Annotated in this window: 14 protein-coding genes; 7 read left to right on the top strand and 7 right to left on the bottom strand. The window is 72.8% G+C overall.

Annotated elements, in window-relative coordinates:
- Positions 1–64: 64 nt before the first annotated feature.
- From purM to ACIPYS_RS23300, 3 genes are all read right to left on the bottom strand, one after another.
- Entirely contained in the window at positions 65–1,150 is a 1,086-nt protein-coding gene (gene purM, locus ACIPYS_RS23310) for a phosphoribosylformylglycinamidine cyclo-ligase (protein WP_093861334.1), read from the bottom strand.
- Between the two features lie 80 nt (positions 1,151–1,230).
- Positions 1,231–2,814: an amidophosphoribosyltransferase gene (purF, locus tag ACIPYS_RS23305; RefSeq protein ID WP_030306023.1), complete on the bottom strand. Its 1,584-nt coding sequence runs from the start codon at positions 2,812–2,814 to the stop codon at positions 1,231–1,233.
- A gap of 304 nt (positions 2,815–3,118) precedes the next feature.
- On the bottom strand, positions 3,119–3,892 hold the full coding sequence (locus tag ACIPYS_RS23300; protein WP_400748988.1) for a diacylglycerol kinase: 774 nt from the start codon (positions 3,890–3,892) through the stop codon (positions 3,119–3,121).
- Between the two features lie 327 nt (positions 3,893–4,219).
- On the opposite strand from ACIPYS_RS23300, the gene ACIPYS_RS23295 reads away from it, so the two are divergent.
- Together ACIPYS_RS23295 and ACIPYS_RS23290 are read left to right on the top strand one after the other, a co-directional pair.
- Positions 4,220–5,503, top strand: a complete 1,284-nt coding sequence (locus tag ACIPYS_RS23295; protein ID WP_093861333.1) for an adenylosuccinate synthase — start codon at positions 4,220–4,222, stop codon at positions 5,501–5,503.
- A gap of 134 nt (positions 5,504–5,637) precedes the next feature.
- Positions 5,638–6,240: a GNAT family N-acetyltransferase gene (locus tag ACIPYS_RS23290; protein ID WP_093861332.1), complete on the top strand. Its 603-nt coding sequence runs from the start codon at positions 5,638–5,640 to the stop codon at positions 6,238–6,240.
- Positions 6,241–6,243: 3 nt separating this feature from the next.
- Here ACIPYS_RS23290 and ACIPYS_RS23285 read toward each other — a convergent pair whose 3' ends face one another.
- A complete protein-coding gene (locus ACIPYS_RS23285) occupies positions 6,244–6,369 on the bottom strand; it encodes a hypothetical protein (RefSeq protein WP_286158570.1) in 126 nt (41 codons plus the stop codon).
- A 418-nt stretch (positions 6,370–6,787) separates the two neighbouring features.
- On the opposite strand from ACIPYS_RS23285, the gene ACIPYS_RS23280 reads away from it, so the two are divergent.
- Positions 6,788–6,982, top strand: coding sequence for a DUF397 domain-containing protein (locus tag ACIPYS_RS23280; protein WP_093861331.1), 195 nt, complete (start codon positions 6,788–6,790; stop codon positions 6,980–6,982).
- A 378-nt stretch (positions 6,983–7,360) separates the two neighbouring features.
- Positions 7,361–9,091, top strand: coding sequence for a methionine--tRNA ligase (gene metG / locus ACIPYS_RS23275; RefSeq protein ID WP_400748983.1), 1,731 nt, complete (start codon positions 7,361–7,363; stop codon positions 9,089–9,091).
- A gap of 137 nt (positions 9,092–9,228) precedes the next feature.
- On the opposite strand, the gene ACIPYS_RS23270 is transcribed toward metG, so the two are convergent.
- Positions 9,229–9,732, bottom strand: a complete 504-nt coding sequence (locus tag ACIPYS_RS23270) for a MarR family winged helix-turn-helix transcriptional regulator (RefSeq protein ID WP_400748980.1) — start codon at positions 9,730–9,732, stop codon at positions 9,229–9,231.
- 81 nt (positions 9,733–9,813) lie between these two features.
- On the opposite strand from ACIPYS_RS23270, the gene ACIPYS_RS23265 reads away from it, so the two are divergent.
- The 3 genes from ACIPYS_RS23265 (at position 9,814) to ACIPYS_RS23255 (ending at position 11,104) form a co-directional block, all read left to right on the top strand.
- Positions 9,814–10,191 (top strand): DMT family transporter, encoded by a 378-nt coding sequence (locus ACIPYS_RS23265; RefSeq protein WP_400748978.1) that lies wholly within the window; start codon positions 9,814–9,816, stop codon positions 10,189–10,191.
- 100 nt (positions 10,192–10,291) lie between these two features.
- Positions 10,292–10,612: a multidrug efflux SMR transporter gene (locus ACIPYS_RS23260; protein ID WP_093861328.1), complete on the top strand. Its 321-nt coding sequence runs from the start codon at positions 10,292–10,294 to the stop codon at positions 10,610–10,612.
- Between the two features lie 105 nt (positions 10,613–10,717).
- On the top strand, positions 10,718–11,104 hold the full coding sequence (locus tag ACIPYS_RS23255) for a DUF6087 family protein (protein WP_400748975.1): 387 nt from the start codon (positions 10,718–10,720) through the stop codon (positions 11,102–11,104).
- A gap of 25 nt (positions 11,105–11,129) precedes the next feature.
- Here the strand turns inward: ACIPYS_RS23255 and ACIPYS_RS23250 are convergent, their stop codons facing one another.
- Positions 11,130–12,071, bottom strand: a complete 942-nt coding sequence (locus ACIPYS_RS23250) for a class I SAM-dependent methyltransferase (RefSeq protein ID WP_400748972.1) — start codon at positions 12,069–12,071, stop codon at positions 11,130–11,132.
- 29 nt (positions 12,072–12,100) lie between these two features.
- A complete protein-coding gene (locus ACIPYS_RS23245) occupies positions 12,101–13,141 on the bottom strand; it encodes an NAD(P)/FAD-dependent oxidoreductase (protein ID WP_400748969.1) in 1,041 nt (346 codons plus the stop codon).
- Positions 13,142–13,257: the final 116 nt, after the last annotated feature.

Here is a 13,257-nt window from a genome sequence, read left to right as displayed (position 1 = left end):
CCCTGCACGAAGGCCCCGCCGGCTCGCTGCCGACGGGGCCTCCTCGTGTTCGCGTTCCCCGTGCTCAGCCGGCCGCGAAGCCCTCGTAGGCGTTGTAGAGGGCCGCGCCGTCCGCGTGCTCGGCGGTGCGGTCGACGATGTCGCCGAGCACCCAGGACTCCACGCCGCGGTCCTCCAGGACCGACAGCACGGTGTCCACCGAGTGCGGCGGGACGACCGCGACCATGCCGACGCCCATGTTCAGCGTCTTCTCGATCTCCAGGGTGGCCACCTTGCCGACCTCCGCGACGGTCCGGAAGACCGGCAGCGGGGTCCAGGTGCCGCGGTCCAGGCGGGCGTGCAGCCCGGCCGGGACCACCCGGGCCAGGTTGGCCGCCAGGCCGCCGCCGGTGACGTGCGAGAAGGCGTGCACCTCGGCGGCCCGGATCAGCGCCAGGCAGTCCAGCGAGTAGATCCGGGTCGGCTCGAGCAGCTCCTCGCCGAGGGTGCGGCCGAACTCCTCGACCTTGCGGTCCAGCTTCCAGCCGGCCTGGTTCAGCAGCACGTGGCGGACCAGCGAGTAGCCGTTGGAGTGCAGACCGGAGGCGGCCATCGCGATCACCACGTCGCCGGCCCGGACCCGCTCGGCGCCCAGCAGCGCGTCCGCCTCGACCACACCGGTACCGGCGCCCGCGACGTCGTACTCGTCCGGCCCGAGCAGGCCCGGGTGCTCGGCGGTCTCGCCGCCGACCAGGGCGCAGCCGGCCAGGGCGCAGCCCTCGGCGATGCCCTTGACGATCGCGGCGACCCGCTCCGGGACGACCTTGCCGACGCAGATGTAGTCGGTCATGAACAGCGGCTCGGCGCCGCAGACCACGATGTCGTCGACGACCATGCCGACCAGGTCGTGGCCGATCGTGTCGTGCTTGTCCATGGCGGCCGCGATGGCCACCTTGGTCCCCACCCCGTCGGTGGCCGAGGCCAGCAGCGGCCGCTCGTAGTTCTTGAGGGCGGAGACGTCGAAGAGGCCGGCGAAGCCGCCGAGACCGCCGACGACCTCGGGGCGGTTGGCCTTCTTCACCCACTGCTTCATGAGCTCGACGGCGCGGTCGCCCGCCTCGATGTCGACGCCGGCGGCGGCGTAGGTGGCACCGTTCTGGTCGGTAGTCACTGCTGTGCGGCCCTTTCGGGTCTGTGGTGGGGGACGGAACAGCGGTGGGGTCCCGGATCGCGGGACCCCACCGAGGGTTCTTACGGGCGGCGCAGCGCGTCGGCCGCGCCCGCCCCGCCGAGCAGCGACTGGACGCCGTCCAGGTCGCTGCCGCTGGTCGGCTTGCCGCGGACCGCGGGGGCCTGCTGGCCGCCCTTGATCTCGGCCTCCAGCAGGAGCTTGCCGAGCAGCGCCGGGTCGGGCAGCTCCATCGGGTACTCGCCGTCGAAGCAGGCCCGGCAGAGCCGGTCCTTCGGCTGCTTGGTGGCCTCGATCATGCCGTCGATCGAGATGTAGGAGAGCGAGTCCGCGCCGAGGGTGCGGCCGATCTCCTCGATGGTCATGCCGTTGGCGATCAGCTCCGCGCGGGTCGCGAAGTCGATGCCGAAGAAGCACGGCCACTTGACCGGCGGGGAGGAGATCCGGATGTGGACCTCGGCCGCGCCCGCCTCGCGGAGCATCTTCACCAGCGCGCGCTGGGTGTTGCCGCGGACGATCGAGTCGTCCACGACGACCAGGCGCTTGCCCTGGATGACCTCGCGCAGCGGGTTCAGCTTCAGCCGGATGCCGAGCTGGCGGATGGTCTGGCTGGGCTGGATGAAGGTGCGGCCGACGTAGGCGTTCTTCACCAGGCCGGAGCCGTACGGGATCCCGCTGGCCTCGGCGTAGCCGATCGCGGCCGGGGTGCCGGACTCGGGGGTCGCTATCACCAGGTCGGCCTCGACCGGGGCCTCCTTCGCCAGGCGGCGGCCCATCTCCACCCGGGAGAGGTGCACGTTGCGGCCGGCGATGGAGGTGTCGGGGCGGGCGAGGTAGACGTACTCGAAGACGCAGCCCTTGGGCTTGGCCTCGGCGAAGCGGGAGGTCCGCATGCCGTTCTCGTCGATGGCGATGAGCTCGCCGGGTTCGACCTCGCGGATGAAGGAGGCGCCGCAGATGTCCAGCGCCGCCGTCTCGGAGGCGACCACCCAGCCGCGCTCCAGCCGGCCCAGGACCAGCGGGCGGATGCCCTGCGGGTCGCGGGCGGCGTAGAGCGTGTTCTCGTCCATGAAGACGAGCGAGAACGCGCCCTTCACCTTGGGCAGGACGACCTTGGCCGTCTCCTCGATGGAGAGGTCCGGGTGGCCGGCGAGCAGCGCGGTCACCAGGTCGGTGTCGTTGGTCGCGGCCGACCGCCCGGAGCGGGAGACGTGCTCCTCGCCGGGGAGTTCGGCGACCATGGCCGCCAGTTCGGCGGTGTTCACCAGGTTTCCGTTGTGACCGAGGGCCAGGGAGCCGTGCACGGTCGCCCGGAAGGTCGGCTGGGCGTTCTCCCAGACCGAGGAACCGGTGGTCGAGTAGCGGGCGTGTCCGACGGCGATATGCCCGTGCAACGACCCCAGGGAGGCCTCGTCGAAGACCTGGGAGACGAGTCCCATGTCCTTGAAGACGAGAATCTGGGAGCCATTGCTCACTGCGATGCCCGCGGATTCCTGACCGCGGTGCTGCAGGGCGTAAAGGCCGAAGAACGTGAGCTTGGCGACCTCCTCGCCGGGAGCCCAGACACCGAAGACGCCGCAAGCGTCCTGGGGGCCTTTCTCACCGGGAAGAAGATCGTGGTTGAGTCTTCCGTCACCACGTGGCACGCCTTCGAGTCTAGGACAGTCGGCCCGGCCTTCCGGACCCCGGGCGGCCGCTGTCGCGCGGGCCGCTCCGGGTAACGCGCGTAGACAAAACCCCTTACCAGGCCCGGGTTTCGGCACTCCCGCATCCGGCGGCCGCGCGCTTGCCCTTGTGGTTCGCGCCCGTTGGCGTGTTCCGCGCGCGGCGGGCGCTTCGCCCGGCGTTGGTCCGCCGTTCGCCCAACGTGAGCCTGCTCACCCGGCGCAACGGGCCGCGCCGACGGGGCGGGGAGGGGGCGGGGGCGGCCCGGGTGTGACTCAGGGACAGCTAGGGGGCGTCCTGGGTGACCGGCAGCAGCAGCCCCCAGCAGCCGGCGTGGACCGTCCAGGTGCGGGCCCGCACCGGGCCGACCGGGCGCCCGTCCGCCTCGTAGCCGAAGCCCCGGCCGGCCACCGAGATGCTGGCGGCCCGGGCGCGCAGCAGGGCGCCCGGGGCGCGGACCACGATCTCCATCACGCCCTCGCCGGCGGCCGCGCCGGAGGGCAGGGTCACCTGGACCACCCGGACCGGCCGGTGCACGTCGGCGAGCAGCCGGCCGTCGGCCTCGACCCGCAGCCGGGCGCTGTGCTCGCCCCTGGCCGGCTCGACCCGCTCCGGTCGGCCGGCCGGTCCGCTCCGGCCCGCCCGGGTGCTCCGGCCGGCCCGGACGCTCCCCCCGCCGACCTCGTCCGGTCCGGCGCCCGCGCCGGTCGGTTCCGGGGTGAGTGCGGTCGCCTGCTCGGCCGCAGCCAGTTTCGCCCATAGCGAACGCCATCCGCCGGGACGGCCCGCCGGGCGCCGCGTCCCGCCGCCCGAGATCCGCACCCCTCCGAGCGCCACCCCGCCGCCGTCGTCCACCAGCAGGTCCAGCTTCCGGGCGGCGCCGGTCAGCACGGCGCGCGCCGCGGCGACCGGCGCGCCCGGCACCCCGAGCACCCGGGCCGCCGCCAGCTCCTCCGGCCGGCCGACCGGCACCAGGCCCACCGGGTCGGCGCCCAGCTCGCGTTGGCGGTACAGCGCTTGGAGCACCCGTTGCAGCGCGAGGTCGGAACCGATCACCACCGGTCGCCTCCGACCCCGGTGCGAAAGCACCCGATCGAGCTCGGAAGGCGTCTCCGGACAGGCCACCTTGACGTCCGTCCCACCGGAGAGAACGTCCTTCGCGATCCGCACCGACTCCCCGTCGGACTGCCGGGCCGCCGGGTCGAGGAGCAGGAGAAGCGGCTCCGGGCCGCCGGTTGCGGGCGTGGACAGGGACGACACAACCGGTCCTTCCTCAGGTAATCTCTCGGTGCAAGAGCCCCTTGCGCTATTGCGCCAGGGGCTTCGTCTATCTCGGGGCAGACTGCGGCCTACGCAGGATGCCCCAACCGGAAGGGGTGTACGCCTGTGCCGGCACTCGTGCTCGTTGGCGCTCAGTGGGGAGACGAGGGCAAGGGGAAGGCGACCGACCTCCTCGGCGGCTCCGTCGACTACGTCGTCCGCTACCAGGGCGGCAACAACGCCGGTCACACGGTGGTCATCGGCGACCAGAAGTACGCGCTGCACCTCCTGCCTTCCGGCATCCTCAGCCCGAACGTCACGCCGGTCATCGGCAACGGCGTCGTGATCGACCCGGGCGTGCTGCTCTCCGAGCTCAGCGGCCTGGACGAGCGCGGCATCGACACCTCCAAGCTGCTGATCTCGGGCAACGCCCACCTGATCACGCCGTACCACCGCACCCTGGACAAGGTCACCGAGCGCTTCCTCGGCAAGCGCCGGATCGGCACCACCGGCCGCGGCATCGGCCCGACCTACGCGGACAAGATCAACCGCGTCGGCATCCGGGTGCAGGACCTCTTCGACGAGTCGATCCTCCAGCAGAAGATCGAAGCGGCGCTGCACGACAAGAACCAGCTCCTGGTCAAGCTCTACAACCGCCGCGCGATCCCCGCCGAGCTGGTGCTCGAGGAGTACCTCGGCTACGCGGACAAGATCAAGCCGTTCCTGGCCGACACCACCCTGGTCCTGGACGAGGCGCTGAAGGCCGGCAAGGTCGTCCTGCTCGAGGGCGGCCAGGGCACCCTGCTGGACGTCGACCACGGCACGTACCCGTTCGTCACCTCCAGCAACCCGACCTCGGGCGGCGCCTGCACCGGTTCCGGCATCGGCCCCACCAAGATCGACCGGGTCATCGGCATCCTCAAGGCCTACACCACGCGCGTCGGCTCCGGCCCGTTCCCGACCGAGCTGCTGGACGAGGACGGCGAGGCGCTGCGCCGGATCGGCGGCGAGCGCGGCGTCACCACCGGCCGTGACCGCCGCTGCGGCTGGTTCGACGCGGTGATCGCCCGCTACGCGACCCGGGTCAACGGCCTCACCGACTTCTTCCTCACCAAGCTGGACGTGCTGACCGGCTGGGAGCAGATCCCGGTCTGCGTCGCGTACGAGATCGACGGCCGCCGGGTCGAGGAGCTGCCGTACAACCAGTCGGACTTCCACCACGCGAAGCCGATCTACGAGACGCTGCCGGGCTGGACCGAGGACATCAGCGGGGCGAAGACCTTCGCCGAGCTGCCGAAGAACGCCCAGGCGTACGTGAAGGCGCTGGAGGAGATGTCGGGCGCCCCGATCTCCGCCATCGGCGTCGGCCCGGGCCGGTACGAGACGATCCAGATCAACTCGTTCGTCTAGGCCTCACGGCTGCCTCACGGCTGGCCGAGCAGGGCCCCGCGGGTTCTCCCGCGGGGCCTTTCCGCTGCCTGGGGGCTTTTGCACTAAGGCAGCTATTCGTTGCATCTAGTGCATTCAAGGGTTACCTTTCGATCATGACCGCGAAGCTTCCCTCCCCCACCACCCTCACCGGCCGCCACATCCGTCTGGAGCCGCTGGACCGCCGGCACCTGTCCGACCTGTGGGACACCGTCGGCCCGGACCCCGAGGTGTGGCGCTGGGTCCCGTTCAGCGCGCCCGGGTCGGAGGAGGAGCTGGGCGCGATCCTGGACGTCCGGCTCGGCGAGGTGGCGGCCGGGAACGCCGTGAAGTTCGCCGTGATCGAGCTCGCGAGCGGGCGGGCCGTCGGCGTCACCGGCTACTACGCGTTCGACGCGGAGGACGAGCTGGTCGAGATCGGCGGCACCTGGTACGCGCGGTCGGTGTGGCGCACGGCGGTGAACACCGAGGCCAAGCTGCTGCTGCTCGTCCACGCCTTCGAGGAGCTGGGGATGGGCCGGGTGTTCTGGAAGACCGACGCGCTCAACGACCGCTCGCGCAACGCGATCCAGCGGCTGGGCGCGCAGTTCGAGGGCGTCCACCGGCGCGAGAAGCGGCGTGCCACCGGCGTCTGGCGCGACACCGCGTACTTCTCGATGCTGCGCGAGGAGTGGCCGGCCGCGAAGGACCGGCTGGAGCAGCGGCTCGCCGCGGGCTGAGCGCTACTTGTCGGCGAGGTCCCGCTTGGTCAGGTGTCTCTCGCGCGGCTGACGGGTCGCGATGATCTGCGCCACCACCCCGACGAAGACCACCGAGACCAACAGGCCCGTCAGCAACACCACGGCCATCAGCGATCGACCGCCGCCACGGCCCGGACCGCCTTGCCGCACACCCCGATGAGTTCCACACCCCAGTCATCGGCCAAAGCGGCGACGAGGTCAAGCCCCCGACCGCACGTTCGAGCCATTTCCGGCTCGGGTGCGGCGGGCGCGGCGGGCACGGCGGTGGATCCGTCGGCGACGGGCGATGTGCAGGGCGATGTGCAGGCAGCCGCAACGGAGTTCGAGTGCGACGGACGGCGCTCGGTGGACCCGCCGTCCACGGCACGGCACACTGCACCGAAGGCCCCGGTCGAGGAGGGGCACGCATGCCACCACCCCTGTCGCCCGGCGTGCGCCGACAGCGCCCCGGCTCGAAGGCGTCGAGCGCGGCGGGTCCGACCACTTCACCCACCGCTGACCCCACCCCTGAAGGGACCCGAGCACCATGGACCTGGAGACCTGGCAGAAGGCCGCCCCCGGCGGCGAGGGCGAGGACGCCCTCGAGATCCGCACCGTCAACGGCATGGTCGAGCTCCGCGACCCCAAGAACGACGCCGTCATCGTCCGCACCACCCCCCGCAAGTGGGCCGCCTTCGTCCTCGGCGTGAAGGCCGGGGAGTTCGACCACTTCGTCGCCTAGCACGCTCTCCAGGCGCCCCCTCGCGCCCCGCGAGGGGGCACCGGCACGATGGACACCGCCACCTTCCCCGCCCCCGGAACGGTTCGCCGCCGAGCACCGGTGGGCCGGCACCCACTGTTCGCCGGTCATCGCCGCCCGCGCGGGAAGTCGGAGCGGCCGACCTCCCGCACCGGCGCGGGGAGCTTCCGACCCCGGAAAATGCGGGCGAAGGGGCGGGGGCGGCTTGGATAGGATTGCGCAGCCCACAGTGGAACGTCGCTCTGGCCGGCCGACCGGGAGTCGGCGACTGTGCCCGGTTCCCGCCGCCGCCCCAGAGCCTGCACCCGTCACGGCACTCCGGGACCGGGGTGCGTGCGGGAGAAATCGGAGCATCCGAGGATGGCTCGGCACCTGATCACCAGCGCCCTTCCGTACATCAACGGGATCAAGCACCTGGGCAACATGGTCGGGTCCATGCTGCCCGCGGACGTCTACTCGCGGTACCTGCGCCTGCGCGGCCACGAGGTGCTCTACATCTGCGCGACCGACGAGCACGGCACCCCGGCCGAACTGGCCGCGCAGGAGGCCGGGCTGCCGGTGGCCGAGTTCTGCGCGCGGGCGCACGAGCAGCAGAAGGCGGTGTACGACGGCTTCCGGCTGTCGTTCGACCACTTCGGCCGCAGCTCCTCCCCGCAGAACCGGGAGATCACCCAGGAGATCGCCCGCGAGCTGCACGCCAACGGCTTCATCGAGGAGCGGGCGATCCGCCAGGTGTACTCCAACACCGACGGCCGCTTCCTGCCGGACCGCTACATCGTCGGCACCTGCCCGCACTGCGGCTACGACAAGGCGCGCGGCGACCAGTGCGAGAACTGCACCCGGGTGCTCGACCCGACCGACCTGCTGGAGCCGCGCTCGGCCATCAGCGGCAGCGCCGACCTGGAGGTGCGGGAGACCACGCACCTGTTCCTGCTCCAGTCGAAGCTGACCGGGCAGGTGGAGGACTGGGTCGCCGCGCACGCCGACGAGTGGCCGGTGCTGGCCTCCTCGATCGCCCGCAAGTGGCTGACCGAGGGCCTCCAGGACCGGGCGATCACCCGCGACCTGGAGTGGGGCGTGCCGGTGCCCGCCGATGTGTGGCCGGAACTGGCGGCCTCGGGCAAGGTCTTCTACGTCTGGTTCGACGCCCCGATCGAGTACATCGGCGCGACCAAGGAGTGGTCGGACGCGGCCCCGGCCGGCGAGCTGCGGGACTGGAAGTCCTGGTGGTACGAGGCCGACGACACCGTCCGCTACACCGAGTTCATGGCCAAGGACAACGTCCCGTTCCACACCGTGATGTTCCCGGCGACGATCCTCGGCTCGCGCAAGCCGTGGAAGAAGGTCGACTACGTCAAGGCCTTCAACTGGCTGACGTACTACGGCGGGAAGTTCTCCACCAGCCAGAAGCGGGGCATCTTCACCGACGTCGCGCTGGAGCTGCTGCCGGCCGACTACTGGCGCTGGTTCCTGATGGCGCACGCGCCCGAGTCGGACGACTCCAGCTTCACCTGGGACCTCTTCGCCTCCGTGGTCAACAAGGACCTCGCCGACACCCTCGGCAACTTCGTCAACCGGGTGCTGTCGTTCAGCCGCAAGCGGTTCGGCGACGAGGTGCCCGCCGGGCACGCGGCGGGCGAGGCCGAGGAGCGGCTGGGCGCGCAGATCGCGGAGCTGCTGGCCGACTACGAGACCCAGCTGGAGGCGCTCAACTTCCGCAAGGCGACGCAGAGTCTGCGCGCGCTGTGGAGCGCGGGCAACGCCTACCTGGACGAGAAGGCGCCCTGGCTGCAGGTGAAGACCGACCCGGAGGCGGCGGCGCTGACGCTGCGCACGGCGATGAACCTGATCCACCTGTACGCGGTGGTCTCCGAGCCGTTCGTCCCGACGGCGGCACAGGCGATGCGCGAGGCGTTCGCGCTGCCGGCCGACGCTCCGGCGCGCACCCTCGACTGGGTGGACGCGGCCGGGGCCCGGTCGCTGGACGCGGTCCCGGCGGGGACGCCGTTCACCGTGCCGCCGGTGCTGTTCGCGAAGATCACGGACGAGGACCTGGCCGCCTGGAGCGCCCGCTTCGGCGGCGGCGAGTAGGCGCGCGGCCAGTAGGCAGCCGTCAGTAGGCGGCCGCCCGCGCGGCGGAGCCCGGCACCAACCGCTCGGCCGCCCCTCCCACGAACGGGAGGGGCGGCCGAGCCTCGTTTCCGTGGGGGAGGGAGAGGCGCGCGGGTTCAGCCCAGGGCGCCGCGCGCGCTGCTCAGCAGCGGGGCCAGTTCGGGAGCTCCGACGGCGGCCTCGTCGAGGGCACCGGTGAGAGCCTCCTCGTAGGTGGCGCGGGCCTCCCGGTGGCGGGTCCGGCCGGCGTCGGTGAGCACGGTGTAGACGCCGCGCTTGTCGTCCGGGCAGAGGTCCCGGTAGGTGAAGTCGGCGGCGCCGAGCCGGGCGACCAGCCGGGTCACCGAGCTCTGGTTGAGGCCGAGGCCGGTGGCGAGTTCCTGCATCCGCAGCTCGGACTTGGGCGCCTCGGCGAGCAGGCCGAGGGCGCGGTACTCGGAGAGCCCGAGGCCGTGCCGCCGCTGCAGGACGGTGGCGAGCCGGCCCTCGACCTGGGCGTGCAGGGCGGTGAGCCGGTGCCACATACGGGCGTCGGCCGCGCCGTCGGGGGCGTCGGACGGGGTGGCGTCGGGGGCGGTGGGCACGGGGGTTCCTCCCTGTCCGGGCTGGGTGGTTGACATCAGATTACTTGTACATGCATGCTCTTGCCCAGCAGAAACTGTTTGCACATACATGCAACAACTACTCGGGGGGCTCGTCCCATGGCCTGGATCCACCTGCTCGTCGCCGCCGTCTTCGAGGTCGTCTTCGCCCTCGCCACCAACGCCACCCACGGCTTCACCGAACTCGGCCCGTCCCTGCTGACGGCCGCCGCGGCCGCCGGCGGGATCTTCTTCCTCAGCCTCGCGCTGCGCACCCTCGACGTCGGCGTCGGCTACACCGTCTGGACCGGCATCGGCTCGGTCGGCACGGTCGTCCTCGGCACGCTGATCTTCGACGAGGAGATGAACGCCGGGAAGGCCCTCGCCTTCGTCCTCATCATCGGCGGGGTGCTCGGCCTCAAGCTCGCCGACCGGCTGAGCAGCCGCGGTGCTGCCGCGCAGACCACCGCCCCCGGGCCCGCGTCCGCCACCGCCTGAATCCCGACCGACCCTCCGCACCGACCCTCCGCACCGACCCTCCGCACCGGCACCGGCACCGGCACCGGCAACCTCACCCGCACCAAGGAGTTGAACCGTCATGGCCTGGGCCTACCTGGCAGTCGCCGTCGTCTTCGAGATCGTCTTCGCACTCGGTACCAATGCCACCAAGGGCTTCACCCGACTCTGGCCCTCCGTGCTCACCCTGACCGCCGCCGCGGGCGGCATCTACACACTGAGCCTCGCCCTGCGCACCCTGGACGTGGGCGTCGGCTACACGATCTGGACGGGCCTCGGCTCGATCGGCACGGTGGTGTTCGGCGCGCTGATCTTCAAGGAGCGGATCACCCTGCCCAAGCTGGTGTCCTTCGCCGCGATCATCGCCGGCGCGGTCACCCTGAAGCTCGCCTCCGGGCTCTGACCTCCGCTCGCCGGAGGCGTTTTCACCCGATCGTGGAATCGCCCGGCCGGGTGCCGATCGGCAAGACTGGCCGTCCCCGACCGACACCCGAGGGAGGCGCGGACGATGGACGCCGAGGAGGGGTCACCGGCCGACCGGCCGCTGGCCGAGTGGTACGCCGAGCGGGCGCGCCGCCGCCGGGCGCCGGGGACCAGGGACGCGATCACCCTCGCTCCCGGCCCCCGGCGCGCGGCGCACCTCTTCCAGGACGTGCCACGCCTCGTGGTCGAGTGGGACGGCCACGCCTGGCAGCCGGTCGCGGTGGCCGAGAACTACGCCGAGGCCTACCCGCTGATCGTCCGCCCCGGGGCCGGGTCCGCGCCCGGGTCCGCGCCCGGGTCCGCGCCCGGGTCCGCGCCCGGGTCCGCGCCGGGGCCGGTGTTCCCGCAGGCGGACACTCCGGTGCCGCTGCTGCGGAAGGGCACCGGACGGCACCGCAAGCCCGACCGGTGAGCCCCCGTTCCCACTTCGCCACCGGTCATCGGTCACCGGCCGCCCGGGCGGTGTGGACGGTGACCGCGGTCAGGTAGAAGGCGTCCGGCCGGGCCAGGATGCCGGTGGGCGCCTCCCGGTCCAGCAGGGCGTCCAGGACCGCCAGGTCGTCCGCGTCCAGCCGGGTGTCCAACTGCCCGCGCCGGCGGGAGAGCTGGACGTGCAGGAACTCGCGGGCCGCGGTGTCCAGCGGGGCCGGACGGTCGACCAGGAAGGTCCGGGTGCCGCTCGGCACCAGCCCGGCCGCGGCCAGCATGGCCGGCCAGTCCTCCACCACCGCGACCGCGCCGGGAGTGTCCTCGCGCATCTGCGCGAACGCCTCCTCGTGCGCCGCGTCCAGCCGGGCCTGGAGGCCGGGACGGCCGAGGCCGAGGTCGCGCGGGAGGTAACGGGCGGGCAGACCGCGCTCGGCCACGGCCAGCAGGCCGCCGGGGCGCAGCGTCCCGGCCAGGGCGGTCAACGCGGCCTGCTGGTCGCCGAGATGGTGGATCGCGTTGCCGGACCAGATCAGCTCGGCACTGCCCAGGGTGCCGAAGTCCCCCGGCAGGTCGGCCTGTCGGGTGCCGACGCGGCCGACCGAACGGATCCGGGCCCGCTCGAGCAGGGCGGCCGACCGGTCGACCGCGACCACCTCGGCGGCCGGGAAGGTCTCCGCGAGCACTCCGGCGATCACCCCGGGCCCGCTGCCCACGTCGAGCACCCGCCGGACGGGGGTGTCCTCGAGCAGTCCGCGCAACCAGTGCGCGGCCTCGGTGACGGCCGGGGACTGGAGGTCGGCCTCGCGCTCCAGGTGGACGGCGAGGGCGTCCCAGTCGAAGTCGCCGTCGTGGCCGTGGTCGTGGCCGTGCTGGTGGCCGTGGTCGTGGCCGTGCTGCTGAGCGGTCTGCTGCCCGTGCTGGTGGCCGTGCTGGTGGGTGTGCCCGGTCATCGGGTACTCCGTTCCTTCGAGGTGGGTGGTCACCGCGCCGGTGCGGCGACGGCGGCGGTGCTGCTGGTCCTGCTGGTGCTGTCGGCGGTGACGGCGGTGACGGCGGTGACGGCGGCGAGCGCCCGCTCGGTGTCCTCCTCGACCAGGTCGTGGTTGAGCGCGACGGCGGCCGCGGACCCGGCTCCGGCGGCGGTGATCACCTGGGCGCGCGGGTCGGTGACATTGCCCACCGCCCATACCCCGGGCACCCCGGTACGGCCCGCCCGGTCGGTGGCGACCCAGCCGCTCGCGTCCCGGTCGCAGTCCAGGCCGAAGAGCGGCGCGTCCCGGGCCACCAGGTGCGGGACGAGGAACAGCGCCTCGCACGGCACGACCGCACCGTCCGCCAGTCCGACGCCCAGCAGCCGGTCGTCCGCGACGACCACCCGCACGGCCTCGGCCTCGACGACCCGCACACCCCGGGCGCCGAGCCGGGCCCGGTCGTCCGCGGAGAGGTCCAGGGTGTGCGCGAGCAGGACGACGTCCGCCGACCACTGGCGCAGCAGCAGCGCCTGCCCGACCGAACCCGGGGCGGTGCCGAGCACCCCGAGCGGCCGGTCGCGCACCTCGTAGCCGTGGCAGTAGGGGCAGTGCAACACGTCGCGGCCCCAGCGGGCGGCCAGGCCCGGGAGTCCGGGAAGCCCGTCGCGCAGACCGGTGGCGACCACCACCCGGCGGGCCCGCAGGGGCCGACCGCCGGCCGGGTGGACGTCGAAGGCGGGGGCACCGGCGCCCGGCACCGGGACGATCCGGTCCACCCGACCGTCGAGCAGATCCACCCCGTAGCCCGCCAGCTCGGCCCGGCCCGCCGCCAGCAGCTCTCCCGGCGGCATGCCGTCGCGGGTGAGGTAGCCCCGCAGATGCGCGGCCGGGGCGTTGCGCGGCTGTCCGGCGTCGACCACCGCCACCCGGCGGCAGGCCCGGGCCAGGACCAGGGCCGTGCTCAGCCCGGCGGCGCCACCGCCGACCACCACCACGTCGTAGCCGCCCTCGGCGGCCCGGACGCGCACGTCGCTGTGTGTGTCGCTCATCGCGATCACCTCCACCGCCAGGCTGCGTCGACCACCCTCCGGGAGGCAACTTTCGTTGCTGTTTCGGCAACACTCTCCGGCCCGAGGGGCGAAGCGCCTCTTGCGTTCGAGCGCAC

This window comes from Kitasatospora sp. NPDC089913, from assembly GCF_044748625.1.
Lineage (GTDB): Bacteria > Actinomycetota > Actinomycetes > Streptomycetales > Streptomycetaceae > Kitasatospora.
Note: the sequence above shows the minus strand (reverse complement) of the source record. Positions and strands in the feature narration are given on the sequence as shown.